This is a genomic window from Acetobacter sp. KSO5 (genome assembly GCF_044094635.1).
Lineage (GTDB): Bacteria > Pseudomonadota > Alphaproteobacteria > Acetobacterales > Acetobacteraceae > Acetobacter > Acetobacter cerevisiae.
Genome location: NZ_CP172014.1, coordinates 921,339 through 938,532, shown reverse-complemented (window position 1 = coordinate 938,532; position 17,194 = coordinate 921,339). Strand labels below are relative to the sequence as shown.

The 17,194-nt window shown below is 60.0% G+C and carries 17 protein-coding genes; 3 read left to right on the top strand and 14 right to left on the bottom strand.

Translation table 11 applies throughout. The features are described from left to right. Window positions 1-2: 2 nt before the first annotated feature. The 14 genes from bamA to folK all read right to left on the bottom strand — a co-directional run bounded on the left by bamA (window position 3) and on the right by folK (window position 14,344). A complete protein-coding gene (gene bamA, locus ACHQGU_RS04280) occupies window positions 3-2,435 on the bottom strand; it encodes an outer membrane protein assembly factor BamA (protein ID WP_061507825.1) in 2,433 nt (810 codons plus the stop codon). Between the two features lie 129 nt (window positions 2,436-2,564). Further along, on the bottom strand, window positions 2,565-3,677 hold the full coding sequence (gene rseP / locus ACHQGU_RS04275) for an RIP metalloprotease RseP (protein WP_395496377.1): 1,113 nt from the start codon (window positions 3,675-3,677) through the stop codon (window positions 2,565-2,567). Window positions 3,678-3,708: 31 nt separating this feature from the next. Then, window positions 3,709-4,866 (bottom strand): 1-deoxy-D-xylulose-5-phosphate reductoisomerase, encoded by a 1,158-nt coding sequence (gene dxr, locus ACHQGU_RS04270; RefSeq protein ID WP_062140511.1) that lies wholly within the window; start codon window positions 4,864-4,866, stop codon window positions 3,709-3,711. Window positions 4,867-4,930: 64 nt separating this feature from the next. After that, window positions 4,931-5,761: a phosphatidate cytidylyltransferase gene (locus ACHQGU_RS04265; protein WP_395495982.1), complete on the bottom strand. Its 831-nt coding sequence runs from the start codon at window positions 5,759-5,761 to the stop codon at window positions 4,931-4,933. Beyond that, window positions 5,758-6,438: a polyprenyl diphosphate synthase gene (gene uppS / locus ACHQGU_RS04260; protein WP_231866212.1), complete on the bottom strand. Its 681-nt coding sequence runs from the start codon at window positions 6,436-6,438 to the stop codon at window positions 5,758-5,760. Before uppS ends, ACHQGU_RS04265 begins: the two co-directional genes overlap by 4 nt. A 113-nt stretch (window positions 6,439-6,551) precedes the next feature. Continuing rightward, window positions 6,552-7,160: a ribosome recycling factor gene (gene frr, locus ACHQGU_RS04255; protein WP_395496376.1), complete on the bottom strand. Its 609-nt coding sequence runs from the start codon at window positions 7,158-7,160 to the stop codon at window positions 6,552-6,554. Window positions 7,161-7,217: 57 nt separating this feature from the next. Next, window positions 7,218-7,955 (bottom strand): UMP kinase, encoded by a 738-nt coding sequence (pyrH, locus tag ACHQGU_RS04250; protein ID WP_043551915.1) that lies wholly within the window; start codon window positions 7,953-7,955, stop codon window positions 7,218-7,220. A gap of 113 nt (window positions 7,956-8,068) precedes the next feature. Then, window positions 8,069-8,968, bottom strand: coding sequence for a GTPase Era (era, locus tag ACHQGU_RS04245; RefSeq protein WP_061507828.1), 900 nt, complete (start codon window positions 8,966-8,968; stop codon window positions 8,069-8,071). Further along, window positions 8,961-9,707 carry a ribonuclease III gene (gene rnc / locus ACHQGU_RS04240; RefSeq protein WP_395495981.1) on the bottom strand — a complete coding sequence of 249 codons (747 nt, stop codon included), beginning with the start codon at window positions 9,705-9,707 and terminating at the stop codon, window positions 8,961-8,963. Before rnc ends, era begins: the two co-directional genes overlap by 8 nt. Then, entirely contained in the window at window positions 9,704-10,513 is an 810-nt protein-coding gene (gene lepB, locus ACHQGU_RS04235) for a signal peptidase I (protein ID WP_062250249.1), read from the bottom strand. The genes rnc and lepB overlap by 4 nt, the downstream gene beginning before the upstream one ends. A 76-nt stretch (window positions 10,514-10,589) precedes the next feature. Next, window positions 10,590-10,997: a holo-ACP synthase gene (gene acpS / locus ACHQGU_RS04230; protein WP_061505339.1), complete on the bottom strand. Its 408-nt coding sequence runs from the start codon at window positions 10,995-10,997 to the stop codon at window positions 10,590-10,592. Beyond that, on the bottom strand, window positions 10,994-13,246 hold the full coding sequence (locus ACHQGU_RS04225; RefSeq protein WP_062273869.1) for a bifunctional (p)ppGpp synthetase/guanosine-3',5'-bis(diphosphate) 3'-pyrophosphohydrolase: 2,253 nt from the start codon (window positions 13,244-13,246) through the stop codon (window positions 10,994-10,996). Before ACHQGU_RS04225 ends, acpS begins: the two co-directional genes overlap by 4 nt. Window positions 13,247-13,357: 111 nt before the next feature. Continuing rightward, window positions 13,358-13,729, bottom strand: a complete 372-nt coding sequence (rpoZ, locus tag ACHQGU_RS04220; protein ID WP_061507831.1) for a DNA-directed RNA polymerase subunit omega — start codon at window positions 13,727-13,729, stop codon at window positions 13,358-13,360. A gap of 78 nt (window positions 13,730-13,807) precedes the next feature. Next, window positions 13,808-14,344: a 2-amino-4-hydroxy-6-hydroxymethyldihydropteridine diphosphokinase gene (gene folK, locus ACHQGU_RS04215; RefSeq protein ID WP_062250248.1), complete on the bottom strand. Its 537-nt coding sequence runs from the start codon at window positions 14,342-14,344 to the stop codon at window positions 13,808-13,810. Window positions 14,345-14,471: 127 nt separating this feature from the next. Here folK and ACHQGU_RS04210 point away from each other — a divergent pair, with 127 nt between their 5' ends. The 3 genes from ACHQGU_RS04210 (at window position 14,472) to ACHQGU_RS04200 (ending at window position 17,185) form a co-directional block, all read left to right on the top strand. Next, the gene (locus tag ACHQGU_RS04210) at window positions 14,472-15,107 is read left to right on the top strand and encodes an NYN domain-containing protein (RefSeq protein WP_061507833.1); all 636 of its coding nucleotides are present in this window, start codon (window positions 14,472-14,474) and stop codon (window positions 15,105-15,107) included. A gap of 278 nt (window positions 15,108-15,385) precedes the next feature. Continuing rightward, on the top strand, window positions 15,386-16,069 hold the full coding sequence (locus tag ACHQGU_RS04205; RefSeq protein ID WP_061507834.1) for a carbonic anhydrase: 684 nt from the start codon (window positions 15,386-15,388) through the stop codon (window positions 16,067-16,069). 69 nt (window positions 16,070-16,138) lie between these two features. Next, window positions 16,139-17,185 carry an endonuclease/exonuclease/phosphatase family protein gene (locus ACHQGU_RS04200; RefSeq protein ID WP_395495980.1) on the top strand — a complete coding sequence of 349 codons (1,047 nt, stop codon included), beginning with the start codon at window positions 16,139-16,141 and terminating at the stop codon, window positions 17,183-17,185. Window positions 17,186-17,194 lie beyond the last annotated feature (9 nt).

Genomic DNA, 17,194 nt, shown 5'->3' with positions numbered 1-17,194 from the left:
CCTCAGAATTGCTGGCCGAAGCCAAAGCGAAGGAGCTGTGTCCGGTCATTGTGACTGCGCATGACAGGCACACCCAGATCGATATTCAGCAAGCCAAACGGGCTCTTCCAGGAGAAGCCCGCACCCGCACTTACACGCGGCCGGAGTGTATTACCGCTGACATCAGGCTTGTCGGTATAAGGATTGATAATATTCCGCCGCACACGCAAACCGGCGACACTCCCGGAGTCAACAAAGGCACGTCCTTTTACACCCATGTCAGACAGGAACGGGATCGGGAAGTTCAACTGGGCAGACGCAGTATACATGAAGCGGCCACCAAGCAGATCTTCCGAGGAGTGGCCGTAGTAACCGATACTACGCGGCCCGGCACCACCGTCCAGGAAGCCTCGCAGGTTGTTACCGCCCAGATAGAAGTTATCAATGATACTGCTCTTACCATTGCCCCAGTCTGTCATGTACCCCATGCCAGCCCGGAGGGCGACCGTCCATTCATGGCTATTGGTCAGGTCATCCAGCGGAATATAGTACGCGCCATTCACCTTACCACGCAGATACCGGGTATCCCCGCCCAGACCGGCAAAATCACCACCAACGGAAACCATGTAACCGCTATGCGGCGCCATGTGGTTGTCTCGCGTGTCATAAACCAGATTGGTGCTCAGCTGGGACAGCGTCGTCGCGCCTTTGTTGTCGAGAACATACCACGAGGACTCATCCCACGTGTTCCCGACGTTACGGCGCATCAGCGTATAACTCCAGGACTGAGACAGATAGCGGTTATAGGCATACCCCATACGCAGGGTCAGACCATACCGGCTTTCAGAATAGTTCTGATAGGTCTGGTATTTGTTCTCAATCCCGTACAGATCGATCCCCGCCACCATGTTCCGGCTCAGGAAGGCCGGATCAGTCACTGAGAAGTCAGCCTGTTTCTGCCACATGGACATGGTGCCAGACAGACCGGCATCCACACCCGTGCCCAGCAGGTTATGCTGTTTGAGGCCAATGTTACCCAGCACACCAACGTCGGTCGAGTAACCCCCACCCAGCGAGAATTCACCCGTCGGCTTTTCCGTCACGTTGACGGAAACGTTCGTGCGGTCCTGTGTGGACCCCTGATTTTCATCCAGCGAGACGCTTTTGAAGAATCCGAGATCTTCCAGGCTCTGCTTGGCGTATTTCTTGTAGCTCGGGGTGTACGGGTCCCCTTCCGCAAACGGCAGCTGGCGACGGATAACGTTATCCTGCGTGACGGTGTTCCCGTTCACGTCAATCCGCTCAATATACCGGCGCGGGCCTTCGCTCACATCAAACAACAGATTGACGGTGTGCTTTTCCGGGTTACGCGCAATTTCCGGGCGTACCATAGCGAACGGATGGCCCTGAGCCTGAAGGATTTCCTCCATGTCCGTGGCATTATCCTGCACGGCCTTGCCGTCGTACCACTGGCGGGCAAACAGCTCCACATACTTACGCAGGGACTTCGCCGGGACGTGCCGCAGGCTGGAACGGATATCCACCTTGCCCAGACGGTAGCGAATGCCTTCGTTCATCGTGAAGGTCACGTAGAAGGATTTGCGGTCCGGAGAGAGTTCGCCCGTGGCGTTCTTGATCTCGAAATCCACATAGCCGTTGGCCAGATAGAAACGGCGCAGCAGTTCGGCATCATACTTCAGGCGGTCGGGGTTATACTCATCGGACGATGAGAAGAACCGATACCAGGCAGTTTCCTTGGAGGAAACCACGCTCGCCAGACGCGCTTCGGAATACGCTTTATTGCCGACAAAGCTGATCTTGCGGATCAGCGTCTGCGGGCCTTCATTAATCTGGAAGACAACGTCCACGCGGTTATGCGCCAGACGAACAATCTGTGGCGTCACAACGGCAGCGTAACGGGCTTTCTGGGCATAGACGTCCAGAATCTTCTGCCGGTCATCCGCTGTGGTTTCTGCAGAGAACACCGCACGCGGACGCAGAGCGATGACCTTGCGCAGGTCTTCGTCCTTCGCGGCATGATTGCCTTCAAACACAATGCGGTTGACGATCGGGTTTTCGACCAGACGCACGTGGAGGATTCCCCCCTCGCGCCGCATGGTCACATCCTTGAACAGCCCTGTGGCGTAGAGCGTCTTCAAAGAGCGGTCCAGATCGTCCTGACTGAACGAATCTCCCGGACGCACCACCATGTAGGACAGCACGGTATTGGTCTCAATACGGGTATTCCCGGAGACCGTAATATCTTCAATCACCCCGCCGGAATGACCGGCCAGAGTGGATGTGGATGCCGAGAGTCTGGCCTGCCGGGCAGGAGATACGGAGGCTGGTGACTGTGCACCATGATCCGTCGCCGCCGCCCGCGCGCCCTTTCCTTCCACCAGGAAGAAAGGCAGCACGCAGACAGAAACAAAGAGGGCTGAACGCTTACCCGTCAAGATTTGCCATCCTCCATCGGGGGCGTTCCCATCTCAGGAGACCTTCCCCTGTTGTTCTGTCGCCCGCAGGGGGACGTATCCGATATAACCCTTGTCACGCAAGTTCTTCCGTTCCAACCCTGCTGTAATTCAGCTTACGAGCGATGCAATCCACTTAAACAGTCCGAAACCCGACAGGTCATTAAATGTCGAAAACAAGAACAGACCTGCAAGAAGCGCGAAGCCGGCCTGAAAGCTGATTTCCTGAATCCGCTTTGAAACCGGACGCCCCCGTACAGCCTCTATGGCATAAAAAACGAGGCGTCCGCCATCAAGAAGCGGCACCGGGAACAAATTTATTAGCCCCAGATTGACAGAAAGCAAAGCCATGAACGAAAGCAGGCTGGCAAAACCATACTGAGCCACCTGCCCCGAAAGCTGCGCGATCTTGAGCGGGCCGCCCAGATCCTTGGCTGTATGGCGGCCGGTCAGAATTTGCCACACACCGTCGAGCGTTTGCACGGACGTTGTCCATGTGGCCTTCACCCCCGCCACCACAGCACCGGGCACGGAAAGTGGCTTGCCGGCTTCCGTCGCAAACATCACACCAAGCTGGCCATGCGGCGTAGAGGAGGACGACTCCGGGGCCGTCCCGATGGTGACAGGCAAATCTACATCCTGCCCGCCACGCCCGACGGTCAGTGTGGTCTTGGCACCGGCCTCACCCAGAATGGTGGCCTGAGCATCCTGCACTCCCGTCACCTCATGGGTGCCGATTCTGCGGATCACGTCGCCAGCCTGCACCCCGGCAGCAGCCGCAGCCCCGCCCGGCTGCACGGCCGCAATTTCGTTCCGCACGATGGGCTGACCAACCGAGGCGAAAATGATGGTGAACAGCAGGATCGCCAGAAGGAAGTTGAACACTGGCCCTGCGACAATCACGATCGCCCGGGACCAAACGGATTTATCATGAAAGGTGCGGCCGGGAAGCCACGCGGCCTTCTGCTCCGGTGTGGCATCTTCCGGGTCTTCAAACCCATGCGGGCGGACGTAACCGCCCAGCGGGATGGGGCAGATGCGCCATTCCGTGCCGCTGCGGTCATGCCAGCGGAACAGAGCGGGGCCAAAGCCCAGAGAGAACACTTCCACATGCACCCCCCGCCAGCGCGCCGCCAGATAGTGCCCCAGTTCGTGAATGCTCACGAGCACGCCAAGCACAAAGGCGAAGGAGATGAGTGTACGAAGGTATTCGTGTATCATGATAATCCGAATATCGGCTCAGAGAGCTGTTTTCTCAAGCGGCCAGGGCGAGAGTATGACTACGGGCCGCCTTGCGGGCTTCGGCATCCCAGTGCAGCACGGCTTCCAGCGTGTCTGCCGGGGGGGCACCCAGAGCCGTCATGGTCTGCTCGACCACGCGGGCAATGTCCAGAAAGCCAATCTGTTCCTTCAGGAAGGCTTCAACCGCAATTTCATTGGCAGCGGACAGAATGGCCGGCGCAGCACCGCCGCTCCGCAGAGCCTCCCGCGCCAGACGCAGGGCCGGGAACCGCACCATGTCCGGCGCACTGAATTCCAGTGTTGCGAACGCAGCCAGATCCAGATGGCTGGAGGTTGTGCTCATGCGCTTCGGCCACGCCAGCGTGTGGGCGATGGGGATGCGCATGTCGGCTGAACCCATCTGCGCAATCAGGCTGCCATCCGTGTACTGCACCAGCCCGTGCACCACGGACTGCGGGTGCACCAGCACATCAATGCGGTCTTCCGGCAGATCGAAAATGCGGGCAGCCTCAATGACTTCCAGACCTTTGTTGAACATGGTCGCGGAATCAATGCTGATTTTGGCACCCATGCTCCAGGTCGGGTGCTTCAACGCCTGTGCGGGCGTTGCGGCTTCCATTTCTTCCATGCTGGATTTACGGAACGGACCACCGGAAGCTGTCAGGATGATTTTGGCAACCTGATCGGCCTGCTTATCCGCCATGGCCTGCGCCACCGCATTATGTTCGGAATCCACAGGCAGCAGCGTAGCCCCGGCGTCCGCCACGGCGCGCAGCATGACATCACCCGCACACACCAGCGCTTCCTTGTTTGCCAGTGCAATGGACTTGCCGTTCTTGACAGCCGCCAGCGTCGGCTCCAGTCCGGCAGCACCTGTAATGGCCGCCATAGTCCAGTCCGCCGGCAGGCCAGCCGCTGCAATCACAGCCTCTCGCCCGCAGGCAACTTCGGTGCCGCTGCCGGCCAGCAGGGCGCGCAACTCTTCAAACGCTTTTTCATCCGCCACAACGGCCAGTTCGGCCTTCAGGCTTTTGGCCTGCTCTGCCAGCTTTGCCGCATTGCTGCCGCCCACCAGCGCCCGCACCCGGAACTGGTCACGCGCCTGCTCCAGCAGATCCACGGTTGAACAGCCAATGCTGCCTGTGCTTCCCAGAACGGTAACGGTTCTCATTGCGCTTTCTTTCAAACCAGATGAAGGCGGTCTGCCCCCACAGGGCCGTGCCGCATGTTGAGACTCACCCCGGCAGTTTTCCTGCCAGAAACGCGAAAACAGCGTGTGCGCCCGCCGTCCAGAACGGTGCCGGAGCCGCCACACACAAAGACACCAGAGCCGCCGCAGGTGCTGCGACAACCAGACCATCAAACCGGTCCAGCAGGCCGCCATGCCCCGGCAGCAGGGTGCCGGAATCCTTCACGCCCAGCGCGCGCTTCATAGCGCTTTCCGCCAGATCACCCGCCTGAGCCACAACGCCCAGAACAGCGCCCCAGAACGCGGCGGTTGCCACACCACCCTGCCCGGAGAGAGCGGCTATCAGGCAGCCGCACAGCACGGCGCCCACAAGGCCACCCAAGGAGCCAGACCATGTTTTTCCGGGAGAAATGCGCGGGGCCAGCTTGGGGCCGCCAAACAACCGGCCCGTCAGGTAGGCCGTGCTGTCACTCGCCACCACAACCGCGACGACAAACAGCACCGGCCACAGGCTTTCCAGCCGCAGCCAGACAAGGGCCGTGCCTGCCAGCACAATCACGCACATGACGGCACATAACTGCGCGCCGAAGACAAAAGAACTCAGGCAGAAAATCGGAAAAGCTTCCCAGCGGCCCGTAACTGCCGCCAGACCGGCCCCGATGGCCCACAACACATAAATGCTGCCGCGCCATGATTTGGGAGACAAGCCAAACAGAATAGCCGCTTCTGCCGCCATACCGCCCATTACACCCAGAATGAGGATGTCATACAGCAGGCCGCCCATGCCAATGCACAGCCCGGCCACCAGAACCAGCACACAGGCAGACATCAGGCGGGTGCGCAGGTCTCTCCAGGCAGAAGCGTCAGGCTGCGTCATGATGCAGAAGGCCTTGTGCCAAACCGGCGTTCCCGGCGGGCATAGGCCTCCAGCACGGTTGCAAAATGCCCTTCATTGAAGTCAGGCCAGAAAATATCCAGAAAAACGAGTTCCGCGTAGGCGCTCTGCCACAGCAGGAAGTTGGACAGCCGGAACTCTCCACTGGTCCGCACCACCACATCCGGGTCTGGCACGCCAGCGGTCCACAGCTTGTCCGCAAACAGGGTTTCGTTAATCTCTTCGGGCTTCAGATCGCCCTGCTGCACGGACTGCGCCAGACGACGCGCCGCCTGCACAATATCCCCGCGCCCACCGTAAGAGAGCGCTAGCAGCAAGGTCAGGCGACCGTTATTGCGCGTGAGCGTTTCCGCCCGCGCCAGCTCTTCCCGCAGGCTGACGTCAAACCGCGCCAGATCGCCAATAAAGCGAATACGCACGCCCTCGCGGTGTAGTTCCGCCACCTTATGCCGCAGGTAATAGCGCAGCAGGCTGGTCAGATCCGCAACCTCGGCGGGCTCGCGGGACCAGTTTTCGGAAGAAAACGCATACAGCGTAAGGTATTTCACACCACGATGCATGGCCGCACGCAGGCAGCGGGAGACAGCTTCCGCCCCCGCTTTATGCCCGGCCAGACGCGGCAGACCTCTCTCCAGCGCCCAGCGTCCGTTGCCATCCATAATGACGGCAACATGCGCGGGGACGACAGATTTCCTGTCTACAGTCCCGGATGATTTTGTTGGCACGGCTTCACCACCACGGGCCAGAGAGAGGAATCCCGACGCCACTGGCGTCAGACCTGCTTAATCTCGCGGTCTTTTTCAGCCAGCATGTCATCAATTTTTTTCACATACTGGTCCGTGAGCTTCTGAATGGCGTCAGACCACGTCTTAACGTCATCCTGACTGATCTCACTCTTCTTCTCAAACCCCTTGGCCTTGTCCATGCCATCACGACGCACGCCACGGGCGGCAATCTTGGCCCCTTCGGCGTAGCGGGCGGCAGCCTTGGCCAGTTCATGGCGGCGCTCTTCCGTCAGCTGCGGAATCGGCACGCGGATCAGCTGGCCGTCGGACGCCGGGTTCAGGCCCAGCCCGGAATCACGAATGGCGCGCTCAACAGCACCCACCAGCACGCGGTCCCACACCTGCACGGTAATCATCCGTGCTTCCGGCACGGCAATGGAGGCAACCTGCGTCAGCGGCACTTCACCGCCATAGGCTTCCACGCGCACCGGCTCCAGCAGGGCCGGGCTGGCGCGGCCAGAACGCAGGCCGGCAAAGTCACGACGCAGGCTTTCCAGAGCGCCATCCATGCGGCGCGTCAGGTCTTCCAGAAGGGCATTCAGATCAGACACGGTCTCTCTCCCGTTTCCCGACGGACCCGCACAGGCCCGTCTCATCACTCTCAACAACAGGGTCCGGCGGCAGAACGCCGCGGACACAATAGTCCGTTGGTTTTACGCGGTTTCGATAATCCGCGTGTAAGGGCCTTCTTCACGCATCACGCGCGGGAAAGACCCCGGCTCACCAATGTTGAACACAACAATCGGCAGACGATTTTCACGCGCCAGACTGATGGCTGCGGCATCCATCACGTTCAGCTGTTTGGACAGCACATCCATATAGGTCAGCTGCTCATACCGCACGGCGGACGGGTCACGCTTGGGGTCAGCCGAATACACGCCGTCCACCTGCGTGCCTTTCAGCAGCACATCACATTCCATTTCCGCAGCACGCAGGGCGGCGGCGGTATCGGTGGTGAAGAAGGGGTTGCCGGTGCCAGCCGCAAAAATCACCACCCGGCCTTTTTCCATATGCCGCACGGCGCGGCGGCGGATATAGGGCTCGGCAATGGCGGACATCGCAATGGCGGACATCACCCGTGTGGGGAGTTCCTGCCCTTCCAGCGCGTTCTGCAGCAGCAGAGCGTTAATTACGGTCGCCAGCATCCCAGCGTAATCGCCCTGGGCACGGTCCATGCCTTTGGCTGCTGCGGCCAGACCGCGGAAGATGTTGCCACCGCCCACAACCAGGCAGACTTCCCACCCGCTGCGCACAACCTCGGCAACATCAGCGGCAATACGCTCAACCGTCTGCTGATCGACGCCATAAGCGCCTGACCCCATCAGGGCCTCGCCGGAAACTTTGAGCAATACGCGTTTACGGGGTGGCATCTCGCCAGTGGAAGCAGTCATTGGCCCTCAATCACGCAGATCGTCTGAAAAAGGCCCTGCCCCCATGCAGGGGCAGGACAAGTCGCCCCTCTCTTATCCTTCATGACGCAAGGCCACAAGCGGTGAGGGTCGCCTTATGGCACATCATCCAGACCAATGGCCCGCAGGCGGGCGCGCTCTTCATCCCAGCCGGAGCGCTCTTTTACATTCAGAAACAGGTGGCACGGGCGCTCCAGCAGACCGGAAAGCTGTTTGCGCGCACGCTCGCCAATCTGGCGGATTTTCTGTCCGCGCTCGCCAATCAGAATCGCCTTGTGCCCTGTGCGCCCAACATAAATGGTCGCGTCAATCCGCACGGAGCCGTCCGGCCGTTCCTTGTAGCTTTCCGTCTCCACCGTCGTGCCATACGGCACCTCTTCATGCGTTTGCAGGAAGATCTGCTCACGCACCAGTTCGGCAGCCAGCAGACGGTCGGGTAGATCGGTCAGATCATCTTCCGGATAAAGATACGGGCCTTCCGGCAGGCTGGCGGCCAGACGGTCCAGCAGATCTTCCACCCCGCTGCCGGAGCGGGCGCTGACCATGAAGACATGCTCCACCGTCAGCTTTTTTGTGATTTCCTGCGTGAGCGGCAGCAGTCGTTCGGGTGAGACCAGATCGGTCTTGTTCAGCACCAGCCAGACCTTGCGGCCTGTGGTGGCCAGACGTTCGATAATGCTGCTAACCGCATCTGTCAGGCCGGAGCGCGCATCCACCAGCAGCAGCGTGATGTCCGCATCTTCCGCCCCGCTCCATGCGGCTGCCACCATAGCGCGATCCAGCATGCGGCGCGGCTGGAAAATTCCGGGGGTATCCACCAGCAGAATCTGCGTGGTGCCGCGCATCAGAATCCCCAGCACACGGGCGCGGGTCGTCTGCGCCTTCGGGCTGACAATGGAGAGCTTAGCCCCCGCCATTTTGTTCAGCAGCGTGGATTTACCGGCGTTCGGTGCCCCCACCAGAGCGGCAAACCCGCAGCGTGTCGTCTCACCCATGTTGCGGGCCTCCAAGTTGTTCAAGCAGATCCGCTGCTGCGGCACTCTCGGCGGCCCGCTTGCTCCCGGCCCGCCCTTCTCCACTCCGGCCACCAGCGGTAACCTGCACCACAAACAAGGGCGCGTGAGAGGGGCCATCGGCCCCGATTGTCTTATACACCGGCAGGTTCTGCCCCCGGCCCAGAACCCATTCCTGCAAGGCCGTCTTCGGGTCCTTGGGCGGGCGGGCCTGCGCATCCAGCAGCGGCTTCCATGCCGTGCGGACAATGTTCCGGGCCGGGTCCAGCCCGCCATCCAGGAACACCGCGCCCAGCACGGCTTCCAGCGCATCGGCCACCACATTGGCGGTGCTCTGCACCCCAACGCGGGCTTCATGCGTTGCGACAGCCAGACTGGCGGGCAGATCAATCCGCTCGGCAATTTCTGCCAGCGTTGTGCGGGAGACCAGATGCGCCAGACGGGAGCCCAGCGCGCCTTCCTGCTCCGCCGGATAGCGTTCCAGCAGCCATTCCGCCATCAGCAGACCCAGCACGCGGTCCCCGATAAATTCCAGACGTTCGTTGGAGCCCATGCCCCGCGCTTTTTGCGGACGCCGCCGCCCGCCTGCGTTCTGATGCGCAGCAGAGCGATGCGTCAGCGCTTCATGCAACAGAGCCGGGTTGCTAAACTGATAGTCCAGCCGGTCCTGCAAGGCTATGGCGGCGGAGGCTTCTCCGGCGAAGAGTGCGGGGCGCTTCACGTGATGCTCCGGAAAATACGAGCCCAGCGAATTTCCACCGGCCAGTACCAGATCTGCCAGAACGGATGCGCGGACTCTACGGAGAAGAACACCCGTGACGCATGGCCAACCAGATTTTCCATCGGCACAAAACCTAGGTCTTTCGGGCCATCGCCCATAAAGCGACTGTCCGCGCTGTCATCCCGGTTATCGCCCATGGCGAAGAAGTAGCCCGGCGGCACAACGTAATCCGGCGTATTGTTCTGCGCGCCATCATCCATCAGCTTGAGCACCTGATGCGCTACGACGCCCTTGCCCCCACTGGCGGGCAACTGCTCATCACACGCCTCACCTTCCATCGGCACGTGGGATTCATCCAGTGCGGTATAGGGATGCGGGGCGAGGCACGGCACCATCTGGTCGTTCAGATACAGATGGCCTTCCGTCACGCGAATATGGTCACCCGGCAGGCCGATAATCCGTTTGACGTAATCAACCGACGTATCCTTGGTAAAACGGAACACAGCCACATCACCCCGATGCGGTTCCGCCCCCCAGATGCGCCCCTGAAACAGGTTGGGCGAGAACGGGAAGGAAAAGCGGGAATAGCCGTAGCTGTATTTGGACACCATGATGTAGTCCCCCACCTGCAGGGTCGGGATCATGGAGCCGGACGGAATCACGAAGCTTTCAAACAGGAAGGTGCGGAACAGCGTAACCACCAGCACCACGCCGATGATGGTTCTCGCATAGTCCAGCACGAGCTGCCCGATGGTTGCCGGCCCCCCTGCGCCTGATGCCGTGGGAGTCTGGTTCGGGTTGGTCATGTCCTGCACCGCCTGTCTGCGTCGTTAGGAAAGAAAAGAAAAATCGGCGGGATCAAGCCGCGCACCCCAGGGGATGTCAAGCGGGACGCCCCGAGATAATCACCTCAGCAAAGGCATACGGATGCTCGTCCGTCATGCTCAGCACCAGATGCGGCACCTGCCCCGCGGGCATGATCTGCTGCAACCGCAGCAAGGCCGCGCCAGTCAGCACCAGTGTCGGCTGGCCAGAGGGCAGATTGGCCACCCCGATCTGGCTCTGCGCCACACCCTGTGCAAACCCGGTGCCCAGCGCCTTGGCGCAGGCCTCTTTGGCGGCCCAGCGCTTGGCGTAGGCCCCAATCCGGGCCTGCCCGCTCCGGCGGTCCGCCCGCGCACGCTCCGTCGGGGTGAAGACCCGGTTGAGGAAGCGGTCCCCAAACTGTTCGATCACGCGCTCAATCCGGCGCATGTCACACAGATCCACTCCGGCAGCGATCACACTCACGCGCGCGCCCTGTCAGCCTGAGAAATACCCTGTGCGGCCCGAAGGGCGGCGATCACGGAAGACAGATGCCGCAAATCCCGCACTTCCACATCCACAAGGATTTCCATGAAATCGAGCTGCCGATGCACAATCTTCAGGTTCACCACCGACGCATCCGCTTTGGACACCGTATTGGTAATGGCGGCCAGCACGGCAGATTCGTTCTCGGCCACAATGGTAATGCGCCCCACCCGCAGCTCTCCGCTGCCGGAGCGGGCCATGGCGTCATAATCCCAGTCCACATCCAGAAAACGCTCCGGCGTGGCGGCAAAGCTTTCCAGCGTCGGGCAGGTGCGTGTGTGAATGGTCACACCCTTACCAGTGGCAACCACACCTACAATCCGGTCCCCCGGCAGTGCGTGGCAACAGGCGGCAAAATGGACGGCGACACCCGGACCAAGCCCCACCAGCGGAATAGCCCCGCCAGACCGGCCACTGCTGGCCCCACTTGTCGCCCGTGGGCGTGGCCCGGCGGTGCCCAGAACACCCGGCAGGCCAGCCACCATGCGCGGCACACGCGGTGCACGGCGCAGTTCCGGATACGCCGCATGGACAACATCCCGCGCACCGAGATTGTTGTTGCCCACCGACACATACAGATCCTGAAGCGAGTTCTGCTTCAGCGTCTTCAGGGTGGTTTCAATAACCTTTTCGGAGCCATCGACCCCTTCCTGACGGAAGGCCTTGGCCAGCGCAGCACGCCCGCTATCCAGATAGGTCTGGCGCTGCTGCGCGGCCACATAGCGGCGGATACGCGCCCGCGCCTTGCCGGTGACCACAAACCGTTCCCACGAGGGAGACGGCGCGCCCCCGCGAGCGGTCATGATCTCGACCTGATCCCCATTCTGCAGCTCATGCCGCAGCGGCATCAGGCGGCCATTGATCTTGGCCCCCACGCAGGAATCGCCAATCTGGCTATGCACGGCATAGGCAAAATCAACCGAGGTCGCCCCACGCGGCAGCGAGATCAGCTGGCCTTTGGGGGAGAAGCAGAAAACCTGATCCTGATAGAGTTCGAGCTTGGTGTTTTCCAGAAACTCATCCGGCGCGGAGGAGGCTTCCAGAATTTCCAGCAGATCCTGCACCCAGCGCGGCCGACGGAAGCCGGCAATCCCGCCTCCGGCTTCAGGCTCACCTTCCTTATAGGCCCAGTGTGCCGCCACGCCGTTTTCGGCAATGTCATGCATGGCCTCGGTGCGGATCTGCACTTCAATCTTCTGGTTACGCGGGGAACGCAGCGTCACCCCGGTATGCAGGCTCTGATATCCGTTGGCCTTGGGAGTGGAGATATAGTCCTTGAAGCGGCCGGCAATAACCGGATAGGCGGCATGCACCGCCCCGAGCGCCATGTAGCAATCCTCGCGCGTATCCACCACCACACGGAACGCCATGATGTCGGACAACTGCTCGAACGCCACATTGCGGCGCTGCATCTTCTCCCAGATGGAATACGGAGACTTTTCCCGGCCAGAGACGTGAACATTCTTCAGCCCGGCTTCTTCACACAGGCGCAGCAATTCCCGCCGCACCTCTTCAATCACATCGGCCCCCTGCCCGCGCAGATAGTTCAGGCGGGCGCGGATGGTGGCGTCTGCTTCCGGCTCAAGCTGGGCAAAGGAGAGGTTCTGCAACTCGGTCTTGACCCGATCCATACCGATACGTTCGGCAAGGGGGGCGTAGATATCGAGCGTTTCCCGCGCAATACGCTGGCGGCGGTCCACCCGCTCCACAAAATGCAGCGTGCGCATATTGTGCAGGCGGTCCGCCAGTTTGACCAACAGAACGCGGATGTCCTTCGACATCGCCAGCACGAGCTTGCGGAAATTTTCGGCTTGTTTGGTGCGGTCCGACTGGAGTTCCAGCCGGGTCAGCTTGGTGACACCATCCACCAGATCCGCCACCGTGGGGCCAAACTGTGCCCGCAGGTCTTCCTGCGTGATACCGGTATCTTCAATGGTGTCGTGCAGCAGAGCCGTGAGAATGGAGGGCACGTCCAGCCGGAAGCCAGCCAGAATCATCGCAACCGCCAGCGGGTGCGTTATGTACGGGTCACCATTATCACGAAGCTGGCTCTCATGAGCTTTTTTCGCCACGGCAAAAGCGCGGCGAATACTCTCCAGATCAGCATTGGGCGCGTAACCACGCACAACGTTGATCAGCCGGTCACACGTAATGTCTCCACGCCCGGAAGGCTCAGGAGAAACCGGCACGGGGGTGGAGTCCCCCGTTGCAACAGGCAGAAGCGCAGAACCGGCTGAGGAGTCTGCCTCAGACACCAAAGTCCCGGTCCTGTTGTCGCCCCCCGCCTGCGTCACACGCTCTTACCGCCGTGCGCGCCCGCTGAGAGCGGCTTCAATCGCACCGGCATCATCAGAGGCCTCTTCTTCCGGAGAGACTTCCTGCAGACCAAAGATGTTCTGTTCGGTCGGGACCAGATCCTGCACTTCTTCATCCACAGGCTCGGGCTCGGGCTCACGGGCCTGAGAGCGGATCAGATCATTGCGCAGATCGGACAGTTTGACAGTTTCGTCCGCGATTTCGCGCAGGGCGACAACCGGATTCTTGTCATTATCCCGGTCAATGGTAAGCTCTTCCCCGCGGGAGATGTTGCGGGCGCGCTGCGCCGCATACAGCACCAGCTCAAAGCGGTTCGGGACTTTCTCAACGCAGTCTTCGACAGTGACGCGTGCCATTACGAAGAGCCTCCAGGTAATTCAGGTAAAAAATTCAGAAAGAGCATTGTAACGCATCCCCCCACCCCTAGGAAGTCCTTATTCCTGAATCCGGCGGATTTCCTGCTCTGCGACATCCGGCACCATGTCCGCCAGCGTTTTCCCGCTAGAAGGGTGCACCCACTCGGGCGCCACATCCTGGATGGGCAGAAGCACAAAGGCCCGCTCATGCGCACGCGGATGTGGCAGAGTAAGATGCGAATCATTCTGACAAAGGGAGCCGTATGTGATAAGATCAAGATCTAACGTGCGGGCTGCATTTGGTATGGAACGCTCGCGACCGAAGCGTGTTTCTATAGTCTGAAGCGCGTGTAGCAGGGCCTCGGGCCCAATCCTGGCGACCCCCCGAACCACACCATTGATATAAGGAGGCTGACCGGAAGGTGGGACAGGAGCACTTTCATACCAGGCTGACACAGCCTCTATACACAACCCCGGTACGTCTTGCAGCGCAGCGACAACCCGCTGGCATGTCTCACGCGCCACCTGACCCGCGTAAGGCAGATTTGCCCCTATCGCAATCAGGACGGTTTCTGGCTCATCCGGGGTTTTTGTCAGGCCTGATATAAATGCCATAGCTGATGTATCTTTTTTTCTGAACACGGGTATAATCCGCCACCCTTACCGTTAAACCCCTGAATGCGATAGATTTTTAACCAACATTCAAAACACCTTATCATCTAATTTAGAGGAAAAAACTCCAATGAATCTCAAAAAAGAAGAGAGGACCTGCCTCTTCATTGATGGCTCCAGCCTTTATTCAACATCTCGCGGTCTGGGGTTTGATGTCGATTATAAAAAGCTGCTGGACTTCTTCACATCCAAAACACACATCATCCGCGCTTATTATTACGCCGCCATTCTGGATACGGAAGACTATTCACCCCTTAAACCGCTGACGGACTGGCTGTCCTACAACGGCTATTTTCTGGTGACCAAACCCGCCCGCGAATTTACCGATTCCACCGGCAAGCGCCGCGTGAAGGGCAATATGGAAATCGAAATTGCCGTGGATATGATGGAAATGGCGCCGCATATCGACCACGCCATTCTCTTCACCGGCGATTCGGATTTCCGCCGTGTGGTAGAAGCCGTGCAGCGTCAGGGCACCCGTGTTTCCGTGGTGTCCTCCATGCGCTCCTCCCCGCCGCTGATTGGGGATGACCTGCGTCGTCAGGCCGACAACTTCATGGAGCTGGCAACCATTGCCAACAACTTCACGCGGCGGCAGCAGGCAGACACCCAGCGCCCCCGCGTCGGCAATCCCTCCCCTATCCGCCACCCTGCAGATCAGATGAGTGAGCCGGATCTGGACGACGACGAGACCGATATTCTCTGATCTATCCAAGCGAGTGGCCCTTTTCCAAACGCCACCCGCATGACTGATCCGTTTTAAGACACTACCCCTGCTTCAGCTGGTCCTTCCCCTTTTCGGACCACGCTGGCAGGGGTATTTTTTAGTGGACTGTGCCGGCCCCCTGATTTTCTGTAAAAAAAATTTCAGACAAACGGAAAAAAAGCCGGTGCCATGCGTTCTATTCAACTCTATCATGCAGAACAGAGGTCCCTGGCCACGACCGAATCCTGCACCCTTATGAGTATTTTTTGGAGAAGCCTATGCCTACTTGTTCTGAAGCCCGAGCCAGCCTCCTTTCGCTGCTGCGCGGCGTTGAACACTTCAACACTGAAATTTTCCCGGCCAAGCAGAACCTTTTTGCTGCTCTGGCAGATGGCCAGTCTCCGAATGCCCTGTTTATTGCCTGCGCGGACAGCCGTATTAACCCCAGCCTGATTACCCAGACGGAACCGGGTGACCTGTTCATTCTGCGCAACATTGGCAACATCGTTCCGGCCTATGGCGAAATGCTGGGTGGCGTCTCTTCCGCTGTGGAATACGCTGTGGCTGGGCTGGGTGTGTCCGCCATTATTGTCTGCGGCCATTCCGATTGCGGCGCGATGAAGGCCCTGCTCGCTCCGGAAAAAAGCGGTCTGGACAAAATGCCGACGGTCCGCAGATGGCTGCGCAATGCAGAAGCCGCCCGCGCAGCCCTGGGCGACCTGAAAGCAGAAGATGCTGGCCCGGCCAACGTCCGCAGCCTGTCTGAACAGAATGTGCTGCTACAGCTGTCCCACCTGAAAACGCACCCGGCTGTGGTAGCCGGTATGGCGCGCGGCACACTGTTCCTGCAGGGCTGGTTCTATGACATCGGCACCGGCGAAATCACCATTCTTGATGAACAGACCCGTAAAACCACCACTATTGCGGAAGCCATTTCGCATCTGGAAGCCGAGCCAGCCTAAGAGTCAGACGGTTTGCTTTCAAACAAGACCAGGACCGGCGGAGCGCCTGCTTCGCCGGTTTTTCTTTGCATGAGGCGTTTTGCACACTCTCTGGCGCTCGCTGGTGCCGTGTGCTTTCTGGGAGCGGCAGTGCCCGGCTGCCTCACGCAACGCGCTCTTGCCAGTTCCCCGGCTGAACACGCGCTCATCACTCCCGCATCACAGCCAGATTACGCCACTTCGACGCCGACAGCCGCTCCGGCTTCGGCTTCGGCTTCGGCTCATCCACTCAAACTGGCGACATGGAATATGGAATGGCTGATGGCGGAAGATGGGCCGCTAGCCGCGACCGCTCCACCGGACCGCCCGCATCGCACTGCCGCCGATTTTGAAAAACTGGCGGCCTACGCGCAGCATCTGGATGCTGACATTATCGGATTACAGGAAGTCGACACCGCCACCACGGCAGAGCGGCTTTTCCCCGCCAGCACCTATCAGATCTTCATCACGGATGACGCCCTTCTCCAGCACCCGGCGCTGGCTATCCGCAAACCGCTCCGCGCCCACAAAAACCCGGATCTGGTGGAACTGGACGTCGCCCCTGCAACCGCCGCACATCAACTCCGCCGCGGGCTGGATGTGACGGTAGAGACCGGCACAACGCCACTCCGCATTCTGGTGCTGCATCTCAAAACCGGCTGCTGGGACAATCCCGTTTCAGACAAGCAGCATAACTGCCCCATTCTCCTGCAACAGTTTGGCGTGCTGCAAAACTGGATCAGCGCGCGGACTGCTGCGCATGAAGCCTTTGTGATTATGGGCGATTTCAACCGGCGCATGACGGTTTATGATCCGTTTTTCCTGCTGCTGACTCACGCAGCCCCGCTGAGCCTGACAAGTGCCGGATGGGCCAGCCCGTGCGAAAACGGCTCTTACTTCATTGACCATATTCTGCTGGGCGGCGGCACACAAAGCTGGCTGCAACCACATTCCTTGCGTGTGATGACCTATCGGCCAGATAGCCAACCCGCCACGCTCTCTGACCATTGCGCCGTATCGGTGCGGCTTAGTCCACAAGCGCCCTTACCCTCTGCCGCACGCGCCCCAACAACTCCAACAACTGGCAGCCAGCCATAAAAAAGCCGC